This is a genomic window from Rhizobium sp. AP16 (assembly GCF_000281735.1).
In the GTDB taxonomy this organism is placed as follows: domain Bacteria; phylum Pseudomonadota; class Alphaproteobacteria; order Rhizobiales; family Rhizobiaceae; genus Rhizobium; species Rhizobium rhizogenes.
Map to the genome: position 1 here is coordinate 424,259 of NZ_AJVM01000001.1, position 13,273 is coordinate 437,531.

Annotated in this window: 12 protein-coding genes; 3 read left to right on the top strand and 9 right to left on the bottom strand. The window is 60.9% G+C overall.

The features are described from left to right. Positions 1–342: 342 nt before the first annotated feature. The 3 genes from PMI03_RS01960 to pepT form a co-directional block, all read right to left on the bottom strand. Positions 343–1,167, bottom strand: coding sequence for a hypothetical protein (locus PMI03_RS01960; RefSeq protein WP_007689302.1), 825 nt, complete (start codon positions 1,165–1,167; stop codon positions 343–345). Between the two features lie 628 nt (positions 1,168–1,795). Next, positions 1,796–2,290, bottom strand: a complete 495-nt coding sequence (locus PMI03_RS01965; protein WP_007689304.1) for a GNAT family N-acetyltransferase — start codon at positions 2,288–2,290, stop codon at positions 1,796–1,798. A gap of 11 nt (positions 2,291–2,301) precedes the next feature. Beyond that, positions 2,302–3,534: a peptidase T gene (gene pepT, locus PMI03_RS01970; RefSeq protein ID WP_039973583.1), complete on the bottom strand. Its 1,233-nt coding sequence runs from the start codon at positions 3,532–3,534 to the stop codon at positions 2,302–2,304. Between the two features lie 353 nt (positions 3,535–3,887). Here pepT and PMI03_RS01975 point away from each other — a divergent pair, with 353 nt between their 5' ends. The 3 genes from PMI03_RS01975 (at position 3,888) to PMI03_RS01985 (ending at position 7,558) form a co-directional block, all read left to right on the top strand. Then, entirely contained in the window at positions 3,888–6,020 is a 2,133-nt protein-coding gene (locus tag PMI03_RS01975; protein ID WP_039973559.1) for a peptidase domain-containing ABC transporter, read from the top strand. Continuing rightward, complete coding sequence (locus PMI03_RS01980) at positions 6,017–7,255, top strand: HlyD family secretion protein (protein ID WP_007689310.1); 1,239 nt, start codon at positions 6,017–6,019, stop codon at positions 7,253–7,255. Before PMI03_RS01975 ends, PMI03_RS01980 begins: the two co-directional genes overlap by 4 nt. A 63-nt stretch (positions 7,256–7,318) precedes the next feature. Next, the gene (locus PMI03_RS01985) at positions 7,319–7,558 is read left to right on the top strand and encodes a Blp family class II bacteriocin (protein WP_007689312.1); all 240 of its coding nucleotides are present in this window, start codon (positions 7,319–7,321) and stop codon (positions 7,556–7,558) included. A gap of 110 nt (positions 7,559–7,668) precedes the next feature. Here PMI03_RS01985 and PMI03_RS01990 read toward each other — a convergent pair whose 3' ends face one another. The 6 genes from PMI03_RS01990 to PMI03_RS02015 all read right to left on the bottom strand — a co-directional run bounded on the left by PMI03_RS01990 (position 7,669) and on the right by PMI03_RS02015 (position 13,269). After that, positions 7,669–8,124: an RpiB/LacA/LacB family sugar-phosphate isomerase gene (locus PMI03_RS01990; RefSeq protein ID WP_007689314.1), complete on the bottom strand. Its 456-nt coding sequence runs from the start codon at positions 8,122–8,124 to the stop codon at positions 7,669–7,671. Continuing rightward, positions 8,121–8,906, bottom strand: a complete 786-nt coding sequence (locus PMI03_RS01995) for a triose-phosphate isomerase (RefSeq protein ID WP_007689316.1) — start codon at positions 8,904–8,906, stop codon at positions 8,121–8,123. Before PMI03_RS01995 ends, PMI03_RS01990 begins: the two co-directional genes overlap by 4 nt. An 8-nt stretch (positions 8,907–8,914) precedes the next feature. Then, complete coding sequence (locus tag PMI03_RS02000; RefSeq protein ID WP_007689318.1) at positions 8,915–9,679, bottom strand: DeoR/GlpR family DNA-binding transcription regulator; 765 nt, start codon at positions 9,677–9,679, stop codon at positions 8,915–8,917. A gap of 115 nt (positions 9,680–9,794) precedes the next feature. After that, positions 9,795–10,733, bottom strand: a complete 939-nt coding sequence (locus PMI03_RS02005; protein ID WP_007689320.1) for a sugar-binding transcriptional regulator — start codon at positions 10,731–10,733, stop codon at positions 9,795–9,797. A gap of 62 nt (positions 10,734–10,795) precedes the next feature. Next, positions 10,796–11,728, bottom strand: a complete 933-nt coding sequence (locus PMI03_RS02010; RefSeq protein WP_007689323.1) for a sugar phosphate isomerase/epimerase — start codon at positions 11,726–11,728, stop codon at positions 10,796–10,798. Positions 11,729–11,757: 29 nt separating this feature from the next. Continuing rightward, positions 11,758–13,269, bottom strand: coding sequence for a glycerol-3-phosphate dehydrogenase (locus PMI03_RS02015; protein WP_007689325.1), 1,512 nt, complete (start codon positions 13,267–13,269; stop codon positions 11,758–11,760). Positions 13,270–13,273: the final 4 nt, after the last annotated feature.

Sequence of the window (13,273 nt, forward strand, 5' to 3'; positions counted from 1 at the left end):
CGGAAATTCGGGCGGCTTTATTGTGATTTCCGACGATAAAAGTCTATGAAATCATGATGATAAGATTTCTGGCGACGAAGCGCGCAATATCTCCCTTGGAGAAACGGCCTGCTCCTGGAAATGTCGCGATAAGAAATTCCTTGATAATACCTTTGTTCAGCAATGTTCGGAAATGTCTGCGGCAGGATCTGGTGCCGATTTGCTGCGGAGGATTGCTATATCCGCGCTACCGCCGACGTTTCGCCGGCAACACCCGCCGCCTGTCTGAGAGGAAGCAGCGGGTGTCGTTGGCTATTGGTCCGTCCCTGACGGGACGGTCCGGATATCAGCTGCGCGAGGCTTTCATAAGCCGCCTGCGCTCGCGGTGCTGCGCAAGAGTTTGCAGAGACTGACAAGACCGGCATCGAAATTGCCCGAAGCCGTTACCTGACGACAGGCTATGAGCATGCGCCTCTGCTCGGCGTTGGACATGGTGCGGAACGCTGCAAGCGTGCTTCTGCTCGCTCCGATACCCTGGCCATTGCCCGATCCGGAGCCACCAAGGCCGCCGTTTCCGCTGCCAACGCTGCCAATGCCGCCGGAACCACCGGATCCGCCAGACCCTCCAGAGGATCCACCTGACCCACCCGAGCCGCCGGAACCACCTGTTCCGCCGCCTCCGGTCCCGCCGCCACCGCTGCCGGAGCCGCCGCCGATACCAACGCCGACACCCACACTCGCGCCGCCACCGCCGAGCGATACGCCGGCGCCGGCATTGACCCCGCCGGAACCTCCGACAGATGCGCCTACACCGGCATTGACGCCACTGGTGGTATTTGCAGACGCGCCGAGACCGGCGTTAACCCCGTTGGCGCCGCCAACCGATACTCCCGCTCCGGCATTGACGCCGCGGCTGGTCGATGCAGACGCGCCGACGCCGGCATTCACGCCATTGGTGCCGCCGATGGATGCGGCCGCGCCGGTGTTGAGGCCGGTTGAATTCAAGCCAAGACCTGCTCCCGCCTTGATGCCGCCGACGGAAACGCCAAGGCCTACGCCGAGCCCGCGTCCGCTTGTGGATTGGCCTCCGCCATGATCTGTACCGCCACCGGGCTCTGCATAGGCCGTCGAGGCCAATAGTAACAATGCGGATGCGGCGACCGCTATCCGTGAAGATTGTATTCTCATGACTTGTCTCCGTTTCAGTTCAGGCCAGCAAAGCGGGCCAGTTTCTGATGCCGGAGCGCGCGCACCGTAGAGTTGGAATGAACGGACGAGTTTTAGAGCCTTTCCTCCCAAGACTACACATTAGGATAGTCTTATTTTTTAACTCGGCAATAAAAATTTCACGGATGGCTTGTAGAGTACAAGCGATGCTGGCAATAGGCCGGGCGATTTTGAATATTGTGGTCGGAAACAATCTATCGGGCGCAAAAAGGATCGGTGTTTCTTTAGTTAAAAATAGTATTAATTAAACTTGAAGACAGCTATATGTATTCTTGCTGATCGATCATCGCTATATAAAAGGTAAACAATGTTCTGCGCCAAAGACCGGTCATCTGTGTCAAGAACATCGACGAGACGGCACAGCTTTATGAGAACCAATCATGCCTTGCCCCTGCCGAAGACGCTGATCTTCGGCAGCCCAGACCCTGTCCGATCCCGACGCGGAAGCATTGCCGCGGGACGGGGTAAACATAGAGATCATGCCGGATGCGGGCCGTTCCATGGCATGGGATAACCCCGCAGGCCTAGCGAATGCGATAGGCCGGACGGTCACTTGAGGTTCGCGCGGAGACTGGGAAGAGGCGCTGAACTAATGTCCGAATGCCGGCGCAAATTGCAGCGCTCCGCTCGGGATAGGGCCTCGAAGAACGAACCTCTGAACGTATTTCGTATCCAGGTCCTGATAGGTCAATCGCCCATCACTTTCGAAGCCCGCGTGCCTGTAGACATCCGGATTACCGATGAGGGCGCATCCACTTGCGCCCATTCCATCCAGGAGCTCCAATCCCTTGGCGATGAGCGCTTTGCCGATACCTTGGCGCTGTCTTTCAGGCGCGACAGATATCGGGCCGAGCCCGAACCAGCCATTGTCCACGCCATCGATCTTCACCCGCGAAAACGCGACGTGCCCCAAAATCTTGCCATCCTCCTCGGCGACCAGCGAGATCGCCAAGTCACCCGATGCGCGCAGCGCCCGGAGAATGTCCACCTCGGTATCGTCGCTGAAGGGCATTGGCTTGAAAGCGGTCCATGTCAGATCATGGATCGCATCCACATCTTCAGGCGTTTCGTGTCGGATAAGCATCTGTGTCAATCCTAAGCGCGCTCCGCCCAGATTTTCGAAAGTTCGACGATGGTCTTGACGGCCTTTTCCATGTCCTGGCTGCTGACCCATTCGAGCGGCGAGTGGAATGCGTGGCCGCCGGCGAAGATGTTGGCGCAGGGCAGGCCCATGAAGGACAGACGCGAGCCGTCGGTGCCGCCGCGAATACTGCCGCGCACGGGCGTCATGCCGGCACGCCGGACGGCTTCCATGGCATAATCGACGATCTCTGGATGCTGGTCGAGGATGGTCTTCATGTTGCGGTATTGCTGCTTGACCTTGAAGGTGTAGGTGGAGCCGGGATAGCCGGCCATCACATCCTTGACGATCGCCTCGAGCACGGCTTCCTTCGTCGTCAGCCCCTCATCGTTGAAGTCGCGGATGATGAAGCCGAGGGATGCCTTTTCCATCGAGCCGGTCACGCCGGTCGGATGAACGAAACCGTCCCGTCCCGCCGTGGTTTCCGGCGCTGTATCCTTGGGAAGGCGGTCGATGATGGCGCTGGCGATCTTGATGGCGTTTTCCATCTTGTCCTTGGCGAAACCGGGATGGATGGCCACGCCCTGGATGGAAATCTCGACGCCATCGGCCGAGAAGGTCTCGTCCTCGACATGGCCGGCTGTTTCGCCATCCATGGTGTAGGCGAACGCAGCGCCGAGCTTTGCCAAATCCACCTTGTCGACCCCGCGACCGATTTCCTCGTCGGTGGTGAATAGGAGCTTGATGGTTCCATGCTTGATGTCGGGATTGTCGAGGAGGAACTGCGCCGCCGTCACGATCTCGGCCAACCCCGCCTTGTCGTCGGCGCCGAGCAGCGTCGTGCCGTCGGAGGTGATGATGTCGTTGCCGATCTGGTTGCCGAGCTCCGGATTGTCGCTGACGCGGATGATCTGCTGCGGATCGCCCGGAAGCTGGATGTCGCCGCCGTTATAGTTGCGCACGATCTGCGGCTTCAGGTTCGTTCCCGTGAAGTCGGGTGCGGTGTCCATGTGCGAGCAAAAGCAGATGACTGGGACAGGCTTGTCTACGTTGGATGGAATGGTCGCATAGACATAGCCGTGCTCGTCGAGATGCGCGTCAGCGAGACCGATCGCCAGCAAATCCTCCACCAGGACACGGCCGAGGTTCTTCTGCTTCTCAGTGGAAGGCTGCGTCGATGAAGTGGGGTCGGATTGGGTGTCGATAACGACATAACGAAGGAAGCGATCGGTGACAGTGTCGGTCATGAATTCGGTCCAATCTGTGTGCGCCAGCCATGGACAGCTATAGCCTTCGGCGGTGGCGGGGTGAATCCATTTTTGCGTTATCGCTGCATTTTGTTGGTGCGGCGCCATGCGGTCAAAACAGAGCGATGCTCCCGCATCCGTCATGGACGTATCCCTCAGACCGGCCCCGGTCTTTGACCAAATGTGGCCGGTTCGCGGCGCGTTGTAACATCTCTCAACATAACGAGACCCAACACAATAATTGGATCTGGCATGTATTTCCTCGCGTCGGGTTCGATGGCCGCGCCGCAAATCATGGATGCCGCGATCGAACGCCGGCGACAACTTCGGTACCTCCAGCGAGGGATAGCCAATTGCTTTTGACAGCCCTTCATAATCGCTCAAGGATCGAGCCGTTGCTGCAGTCGGAAGCTGCGGAATGCGGACTTGCCTGCCTGACGATGGTGGCGGGCTATCACGGCCATCGCGTGACGTTATCCGAACTCAGGCGACGCCATGCCGTGTCTTCGAAGGGCACGACGCTGAAGAGCCTCATCTCGGTTGCCGACGATCTCGGCTTTACCAGCCGGCCCCTGAAGCTGGAGATGGAGGACATCGGCAAGCTGAAGATGCCTTGCATTCTGCACTGGGACATGTCGCATTATGTTGTGCTGAGCCGGGTAACGCCAAGCCGGATCGAGGTTCATGACCCGGCAAGCGGCCAGCGACGATTGTCCCATGCGGAGGCATCCAGGCATTTTACCGGTGTGGCGCTGGAACTGACGCCGGCCGCCACCTTCCGCAAGCGCAAGGTGGTCGAGCGGGTACGCCTGGCTGATCTGTGGTCGAGGAGCGCCGGCTTCATTCCGAGTCTGCTGCAGATCCTGGTCCTCTCCGCCCTGCTGCAATTCTTTGCCCTGCTGTCGCCGCTCGTCAACCAGATGATCGTCGACGAGGCGATATCCAAGGGCGATCTCAGCCTTTTGAACGCGATCGTTATCGGCGCCGGATTGCTACTGCTGATCCAGAGCGCGACGACGCTGTTGCGCGGTTACGTGCAGATGCATTTCAGCACCCTTTTGACTTTCCAGATGCGCGGCAACCTGTTGCGTCATGCACTGCGCCTGCCGGTGCCGTGGTTCGAAAAGCGGCGTCTCGGCGATATTCTGTCCCGTTTCAACTCCCTGCAGCCGGTGCAGGACCTTCTGACGGGCGGCCTTGTCTCTGGCGCTCTGGACGGGCTGATGGCCATCATCACCCTGGCGGTGATGCTGATCTACGCACCTTATCTGGCAAGCGTGGTGCTGGTATCGCTGGCGCTTGTCGTGTGTGTCCGATTGGGCACCTTCCCCTGGCTGCGGAGCCTGACCAATGAGGGCATCCAATATCAGGCCAAGGTGGATGGCGTTTTTCTCGAAACCATCCGGGGTGCGAGAGCCTTCAAGCTGTTCGGCCGGGAGCTGGAGCGCCACGGTGTCTGGCAGAACGCCTATGCTGACAGCATCAACAACAATGTGCGCCTCCAGAAAGTCAGCCTCAAAGGAACGGCCGGCCTCTCCTTCCTGACGGGAGCGGAGATGCTGCTGGTGTTCTATCTGGGCGCCGGCGCCATCATCCGCGGAGAGATGACGCTCGGCATGCTGCTGGCGTTCCTGTCCTATCGCAGCCAGTTCAGCACCGCCGCCCTGTCGCTCGTCGATCAATACTTCAAGTTCCGCATGACGGGCCTGCATCTGGAGCGCCTGGCCGATGCCGTGCACCAGGACCCTGAGCCGGACCTGGATGCCGAGGCGCGCAAGGATCGTCCGCTCGCCGGTGCGCTCGACGTTCGCAATCTTTCCTTCCGCTATGCCGAGCGCGAAGCCTGGGTGCTGAAGGATGTTTCCTTGAGCATCGAGCCGGGGCAGTCCGTGGTGTTTGTCGGGCCTTCGGGTGGTGGCAAATCCACGCTTCTGAAGCTGCTGATGGGCCTCTATCCGCCGAGTGAAGGTGAAGTGCTTGTCGACGGTCTGCCGTTTAGCGCCCTGGGGATGCGGGCTTACCGCGCGCGGATCGGCGTGGTGATGCAGGATGACCAACTCTTCGCCGGCACGATCGCCGACAATATCGCCTTCTTCGATCCCGACATGGATCTGGCGCGCGTCGAAGCGGTTGCCGGGCTTGTCGGCCTTCACGACGAAATCCTGCGCATGCCGATGGGCTACATGACCCTGGTCGGCGATCTCGGATCGACCCTGTCGGGCGGTCAGCAACAGCGCGCGCTGCTGGCGCGGGCGCTCTACCGAAACCCCTCCATATTGTTCCTCGACGAGGGGACGGCCAATCTCGACATTCTTGCCGAACGCCGCGTCATGCAGGCGCTGAGCAGGCTCGGCATTACCCAGGTGATGGTGGCTCATCGCCCCGGAGCCATTGAGGGTGCGGCGCGCGTCTTCGCCGTGGAGAACGGGCATGTGCGCGAGCTGATGCGCGATGTGCCGGCACAGCCTTTGCAGGTGGTGCCATGAGCGAGACATTGTTCCGCACGCAAGCCATAGAACACCGCCGCCGGCTCCGTGGCGAGGTGATGATCGCGCAGCCGGTGAGCCATGGGGTGATGACGGCGATCCTCGGCGTCTTCGTGGTCGTCGGTGCGACCTATCTCATGACCGGCACCTATGCCCGCAAGGAGACCGTGCAGGGCTACATCGCCCCGACCGGCGGACTGGCGCAGCTCTACGCCACCAAGGGCGGTATTGTGACGCGGGTGCTCGTCCACGAAGGGGACGTGGTCACCCAGGGCCAGCCGATGGTCGAGCTATCGCTGGAAACAACCGGTGCCGACGGCCAGGTCGGTGAGAAGCTGCGCTCAGAGACGCAAGCCCGTATCCAGTCGATCGACATCCAGATCACGGCGGCGAAAGCCCGCTTCGACGAAGAGGGGCGGCGTCTGTCGGCGCGCGTCGAAGGGCTCGGCGGCGAATTGGCGAGCCAGGAACAGCGCCTGGAATCGGAACGCCGCCTGCAAGCCCTGCAAACCGACGATGCCGGCCGTTATGCGCAGCTACAGATCAAGGGCAGCGGCACGCGCTTCGAGCTGTCGCGCCGCCAGCAGCAGATCCTTGCCCAGGAAAGCGTCATCCACGAGCTGGAGCGGCAGAAGGAGCAGCGGCAAGGCGATCTCAACGATGCCCGGTCGCAACTCGCAGGCCTGCCTGCCGAGCGCGATGACAAGCTGGCGCAACTGCAAGGTCTTCGTAGCGAGTTGGAGCAGTCCCTGGCGCAATTGCAGGTCAACCGCGCCTACGTCATGGTCGCGCCGGTAGCCGGTCGGGTCGCGGCACTTCAGGCGCAGCCGGGGCAGACGGCCGTGGCACAGTCGCCGCTTGCGGCTCTGGTGCCGGCCGGCAGCAATCTCGAGGCCAACCTGCTGGTGCCGCCGCGCGCGGCCGGCCTGATCCAGCCGGGGCAGGAAGTGCGGCTCCGGGTCGACGCCTTCCCGTATCAGCGCTTCGGCGTGGTGTCGGGCCATGTCGTGCAGGTATCCCGCGCCACTTATCGTGAGGGTGAGCTTCTTGCTCCCATCGCATTTAAAGATCCCGTCTACCGCGTGACCGTCAGTCTGGAGCGCACCAGCATCGCCGCCTACGGCGAAGAGCGCCCACTGACCCCCGGTATGACCCTCATCGGCGATGTCATAACGGATCGCCGGCACTTCACCGACTGGGTACTGGACCCCTTAAAGGCCATAGGCAGCCGGTGACAACAAGAGGAGGGGAGGACCATCCCGGTCAATCCCTCGAACCTAACCCAATAGGAGACTAACATGAGCAACATCACTGAAATCAATGCCGACATGCTCGATCTCGTCAGCGGCGGCGCTTCCACGGTCGCTTCGACGGTCACCATTGGCGCCGACGGCGCCGTCAGCGGCAGCTACACCTTCGGCAGCCGCTCGGGCACCTTCTCGGCAACGCTGCCGGCAGAAGTCGTGCAGAAGGCCGGGACGTTCTCCTTCAGCAACGCCTCCGGCTCGTTCAGCTTTGACAGCTCGTTCGCCGCTTAATCCGGCCTAGTCGGATGAATTCCGGCAGCTGGTTTCCAGCTGCCGGTCTTTTATTTCAGAGGTCGCCAATCTTGCGACCGGAGCGACCATTTGCTGTTTGTTCGCAAACCTCAGCGCGCGTTATATTTTGCGTCGACTTCGTCGATGGCCTTCACATTGCCGGCCGAGCGGCCGTTCGTATCGAAGGTCTGCGCTAGGAAAGCGTCGGCAATCGCCTTGGCAAGTTCGGTGCCGATGACGCGGGCGCCCATGGTGATGATCTGCGCATTGTTGGAGAGCGCGGCGCGCTCCGCCGAATAGGTGTCATGAGTGAGGGCCGCACGGATGCCCGGCACCTTGTTGGCCGAGATGCTGACGCCGATGCCGGTGCCGCAGACGAGGATGGCCTTGTCATAGGTTCCGTCAATGACGCCCGAAGCGACACGGTCGGCAAGGTTTGCATAGAACGCGTCCGGTCCGGCGTCCGTGCGCGAAACTTCGCTCACGTCGTAACGGTCCTTCAGATGATCGGCGAGAACCTTTGCCAGGCCTTCGCCTGCGCTGTCTCCTGCGATGGCAAGTTTCATTTCGTGTCTCCTCTAAGTTTGGCGGCGCATTTGGCGAGAATGTCGAGGTAACCTTCGACGTTCCAGGCCGAACGGCCGATGAAAAGCCCGTCGATATGCGGGCATGAGATGAGTTCTTCGCAATTGTCGGGATTGACCGATCCGCCGTAGAGGCAGGGAATCCGGCGGCCAAGCACCTTCTCGGCGACGGCAATGATCTCGGCCTGGCGAGCATCGGCATAGGAGGGCTCGGCGGGAATGCCCTTCTCGCCGATGGCCCAGACAGGTTCGTAGGCGAGCAGTATTTGAGCTTGTTTCTGGGAGCCGGAGAGTTTGGAGAGCGCGCCGACAACCTGTTCGCTCAGGATTTCCGCAGCGCGGCCGCTTTCCCGGTCGCTCAATGTCTCGCCGATGCAGATGAGTGGGATCAGGCCATGGCGGACGGCTGCCTCGGTCTTTAGGCCGACGGTCTCATTGGTCTCGCCGAAATGTTCGCGGCGCTCGGAGTGGCCAAGCTCGACGATATCGAGATTGCAATCCCTCAGCATCAGAGGAGAGACTTCGCCTGTCCATGCACCCTGATCGGCCCAATGCATGTTTTGCGCGCCAACTTTGACCGAGGTGTCCGACAGGATCGACTTGACCTCGCGGACAGCGGTGAAGGGCGGGATGATGAAGCGCTGGATCGCGGGGTCGCGCAGGGCATCCGCGTCCCGCAACGCCTCGGCGAAGCCGCGGGCTTCCGCCAGCGTCTTGTTCATTTTCCAGCTGGTGCCAATCCAGTAGCGCGGTGATGCTGTCATTTCAAATCCTAGGTCGAGGCAATGGTCAGGGTGATGCCGTCGCGGCTCAATTGTTCGAGAATGGCGGCGTCGGGCGCGCGATCGGTGATGACGGCGTCGAAATCTGAGAGATCAGCCATCACATGCAGGGCGGTGTGGCCGATGCGTTGGTGGCTGACCAGCAGGCAGGTCTTGGCCGCAGAGGCAATCATCGCCCGTTTCGTTCGCACGATGTTGTCGTCCATATGATAGACGAGCCCGCCGGACACGGCCGGCGTCGAGACGAAGGCGATATCGGCGCGCAGGCGAAACAGCGCCTCTTCCGTCACCACGCCTAGGAAGGCATTGAACTTGGCGGAATAGATGCCACCGAGCGCGATGAGGGTAATGCCGCTTTCGTTCTTCAGCCGGTCGATGATCGCAGCATTGTTGGTGATCAGCGTCAGAGGCCGCTTCTGGAGCAGCATTTCTCCGAGGACCGCCGCCATCGAGCCGTCGTTGACCATGACCGTCATGCCGGGCTCGACAAGCTCGAGCGCGGCTCGCGCCATAGCGAGCTTTTCCTCATGCCCCTGGCGCTCGCGGAAACGGAAATCGCTTTCGAACTGCGTGCCCGCGTCGATCGTCGCCCCGCCGCGAACCTTGCGCAGGACGCCGGCCTGTTCGAGATCGTCCAGATCGCGGTGAATGGTCATCTTCGACACGACAAAACGATCGGCCAGGTCGTCGAGGTCGACGGTCTTGTGCTCCACCAGCAGGTTGATGATCGATTGTTGACGCTCTTCCCGTTTCACCTTGCGCTCCGGTCTTGGGCAGGATTGAACGTATCAAACATAACATTAATATCACATAATTCAACATCAAGATTGTTATGTTGAGATGAATTTATGTTTCTTGATTGTGGTGAGTTCAGCTCTTCAGCAGTGCCTGCGCCGTGCGCTCGTCAGTGATCAACCCATAAAGACAGTGGCTGTTGAGGACCGCGCGGATGGCGTCCACTTTCGGCAGGCCGCCGGACAGGGCGACGAGCTTTTCCTTCTTCGATCGCGGTAAAGAGGCGGAAAGAGTTCTGGCTGACAGCATCGTTTCCAGGATGCGTCCGTCGGCATCGAAGAAATGCCCGAGGATTTCGCCGACGCCACCCATGGCGGCGATCTCCTTGATCTCGCGCGGCTCCACCATGCCCGACAGGACGAGCTGGGCGTCGATATCGACGGTGCCGAGACCGACGAGCTTGAGTTCGGCATTGTTGGCAAGGTCGAAGACTTCCTTCACGCCGCGCTGCGCCAGGAGCACATCACGATCTTCCCTTGTATTGGCGAAAAACGGCACCGGCATCACATAGGCCTGCGTCCCCGTCTTTTCGGCGATGCGGTGCATGACGTCATAGGGATTGGCCGCATAGTTCCGTGTCAGTCCGCCGAGCAACGAAACGAAGCGCACCCTCTTGGCATTGACGCGCGACATGTGATGAACCGCCGACGATAGCGTTCGACCATGCCCGAGGCCGATGATCTTGTGCTTGCCGCTTTCGACTTCCCGCCGCAGGAAGCTGGCGCCGGCCTGTCCCAGGGCGCGAAAGTCGAAACCCTCTTCGCCGAGATCGGGAGCGACCTCGCAATATTGCAGACCGAATCTTGCTGCGAGCTTCGTTTCGAGCTCGACGCATTCGACAATATCGCCATCAATCGTGACCTTGACGACGCCATCGGCAACTGCCCTTGCAATCAGTCGATGGGCCTTGACCGAGGGCACACCCAGGCGCTTGGCCACTTCGGACTGCGTAAAGCCGCCGGCATAGTGTAGCCAGGCTGCGCGCACCGCAAGCGACTCATCCGCATCCGCCATCAATGGTTTCCTTTCCACTTGGTCATGCATTTACCGCAAGACAGCTTGATCGGCGCTTGCGGCTAGATATGCAAGTCGTCAATGCCGGTATCGATGTGCGGTGCCCAGAAAGCGATGCTCTCGGCAATCTGCGAGACGACCTGGCGGTCGTTGGGCTCGCGCTCCTTGAACGACAGTTCGAGGCAGATTTCATTGTCCTGTGCGCCGCCTTCGGCAAAGGCTGCGAGCAGGGGAGCAGGCTGGATGCGGCCCTTGGCGTTGAACTCCGCCGTGAACGGCCGGTGACCTCCCTTGTCCATCAGGCTCTGCTTGATGTGAATGATCGGGGAAATCTTCGGAACCGCGCGCGCCCAGGCATAGGGGTCGTAGTCATCGGGATTGGTCGAGGTGACGTCGCCATGATCGATATCCGCCATCATCCACATCGGCACGGCGAGATTGGCAGCCGTCAGGCGGGATTGCAGCTTCAGGCAGGCGTCGATGGTCTCGCCGAATTCGCGCCCGATGCTCATAGGCTCCCAGAAGACGTAGGAAAGACCGGCGGATTTTGCATGTTCGGCCACTTCGCCCCAGCAATCGATGGCGATCTTGATCAGTTCCTCGCGCCGGGCCGGATCGTCATAGTCCTTGTAGGTGAAGATCGCGAATTGCGTGCCGACCGAATGGCCGCCGAGATCGGCGGTGATGTCGGCGAAGGTCTTGAACCAGTCGACATAATAGCGCCGGACGTCGGCATCTGGATGGCCGAAATGGTTCAGGCGGCCGTAAGGCCCGGTCATGCCGGATGTCACGCGAACGCCGGTGCGCCGAAGGGCTGCCTGCATCGTCCGGGTGAGGCGACGGATGACGGGCGCCTGCCAGCTCGGATTGATGAACTCGTGCGTTAGCTGGAGATCACGGATTTTCAGGTCCTGCGCCACCGTCTCGATCAGGTCGTCGGGGTCTGCGAAGCGGTTCACGAGCGGATTGGTGTTGAGGGAAAGCGTCAACGGCATAGAGGTCTGCTCCTTGAAGGGCGGATGGTTCAGGCGGCGAGCGCCAGTTCGCTCTCGAACCAGGCCGAGAAATTCGCTTTTTCCTGCGCCGTCATATGCAGTCCTTCCTTGGTGCGCCGCATGAGAACGTCCTCCGCCGACTGCGCCCATTCCGAAGCTGCGAGATAGCGGGCTTCGGCCTCATAGAGATTGCCGCCGAAATGACGCCCGAGGTCGGCAAGCGATGTGGCATTGCCAACGACCAGTTTGGTTCGCGCACCGTAAAGGTGGCCGTAATGGTTCACGAGCTGGCGCGGCATCCAAGGATAGGCGCTGCGCAGGTTGTCGGAAAAGGCGATGTAGTCGGCATTCGCAATATCGCCGCCCGGCAGCGCCGCCGCGCGCGTCCAGTCGCCGCCCATCTTCGGGAAGAACTTGGCGAGCTTCTGCAAGGCGTGTTCGGAAAGCTTGCGGAAGGTGGTGATCTTGCCGCCGAAGACGTTGAGGAGGGGCGCGCCGGCGGTCTCGTCGAGATCGAAGACATAGTCGCGGGTGACCGCCGAGGGATTGCCCTGGCCGTCATCGAACAGCGGGCGAACGCCGGAGAAGCTTTCGATCACGTCGGAGCGGCGCAGCTTCTCCTTGAAGTAGCGGTTCACGGCGGAAATCAGATAGTCGATTTCCTGCTCGTCGGCCTTCACCTCTTCCGGCTTGCCGTCATAGGGAATGTCGGTCGTGCCGATCAGGGCCATATCGCCCTCATAGGGATTGATGAAGATGACGCGCTTGTCGTGGTTCTGGACCAGATAGGCTTGCTGCCCGCTCCAGAACTTCGGAACGATGATGTGGCTGCCCTTGACGAGCCTGACATTGCGGCGGCTGTTGGAGCCGGCAACACGGCCAATGATGTCGTTGACCCAGGGGCCGGCGGCATTGACCAGCACCCGCGCCCGCACGGTGCGAACCTCGCCGGACCGCTGATCGCGCATCTGGACGACCCAACAGCCCTCGTCACGTCGTGCGCTGACGCAGGCCGTGCGCGTCAGAATCTGCGCACCCTTGCTGGCGGCATCGAGCGCATTGAGCAGGACAAGCCGCGCATCATCGACCCAGCAGTCGGAATATTCGAAGCCCTTGGTATATTGGTCGAGGATGGGTGCGCCTTCCGGATCGCGACGAAGGTCGAGCGAGCGCGTGCCGGGCAGCCGCTTGCGGCCGCCGAGATGGTCGTAGAGGAAAAGACCGAGACGAACGAGCCAGGCGGGACGGTCCGTTGGGCTATGCGGCAGGACGAAGCGCATCGGCCAGATGATGTGGCTTGCGGAATTCAGCAGCACTTCGCGCTCGATCAGCGCCTCGCGGACCAGGCGGAATTCGTAATATTCGAGATAGCGCAGGCCGCCATGCACCAGTTTGCCGGAGCGCGACGACGTTCCCTCGGCCAGATCGCCCTTTTCGCACAGCATGACGGAAAGGCCCCGACCCGCGGCATCGCGCGCGATCCCGGCGCCATTAATGCCGCCGCCGATCACGAAGAGATCCAAGATTTCGGAATCAGTCATTTCA

Coding starts and splice junctions, on each gene's coding strand:
- PMI03_RS01960 (WP_007689302.1), bottom strand. CDS start 1,167: ATGAGAATACAATCTTCACGGATAGCGGTCGCCGCATCCGCATTGTTA.
- PMI03_RS01965 (WP_007689304.1), bottom strand. CDS start 2,290: ATGCTTATCCGACACGAAACGCCTGAAGATGTGGATGCGATCCATGAT.
- pepT (WP_039973583.1), bottom strand. CDS start 3,534: ATGACCGACACTGTCACCGATCGCTTCCTTCGTTATGTCGTTATCGAC.
- PMI03_RS01980 (WP_007689310.1), top strand. CDS start 6,017: ATGAGCGAGACATTGTTCCGCACGCAAGCCATAGAACACCGCCGCCGG.
- PMI03_RS01985 (WP_007689312.1), top strand. CDS start 7,319: ATGAGCAACATCACTGAAATCAATGCCGACATGCTCGATCTCGTCAGC.
- PMI03_RS01990 (WP_007689314.1), bottom strand. CDS start 8,124: ATGAAACTTGCCATCGCAGGAGACAGCGCAGGCGAAGGCCTGGCAAAG.
- PMI03_RS01995 (WP_007689316.1), bottom strand. CDS start 8,906: ATGACAGCATCACCGCGCTACTGGATTGGCACCAGCTGGAAAATGAAC.
- PMI03_RS02005 (WP_007689320.1), bottom strand. CDS start 10,733: ATGGCGGATGCGGATGAGTCGCTTGCGGTGCGCGCAGCCTGGCTACAC.
- PMI03_RS02010 (WP_007689323.1), bottom strand. CDS start 11,728: ATGCCGTTGACGCTTTCCCTCAACACCAATCCGCTCGTGAACCGCTTC.
- PMI03_RS02015 (WP_007689325.1), bottom strand. CDS start 13,269: ATGACTGATTCCGAAATCTTGGATCTCTTCGTGATCGGCGGCGGCATT.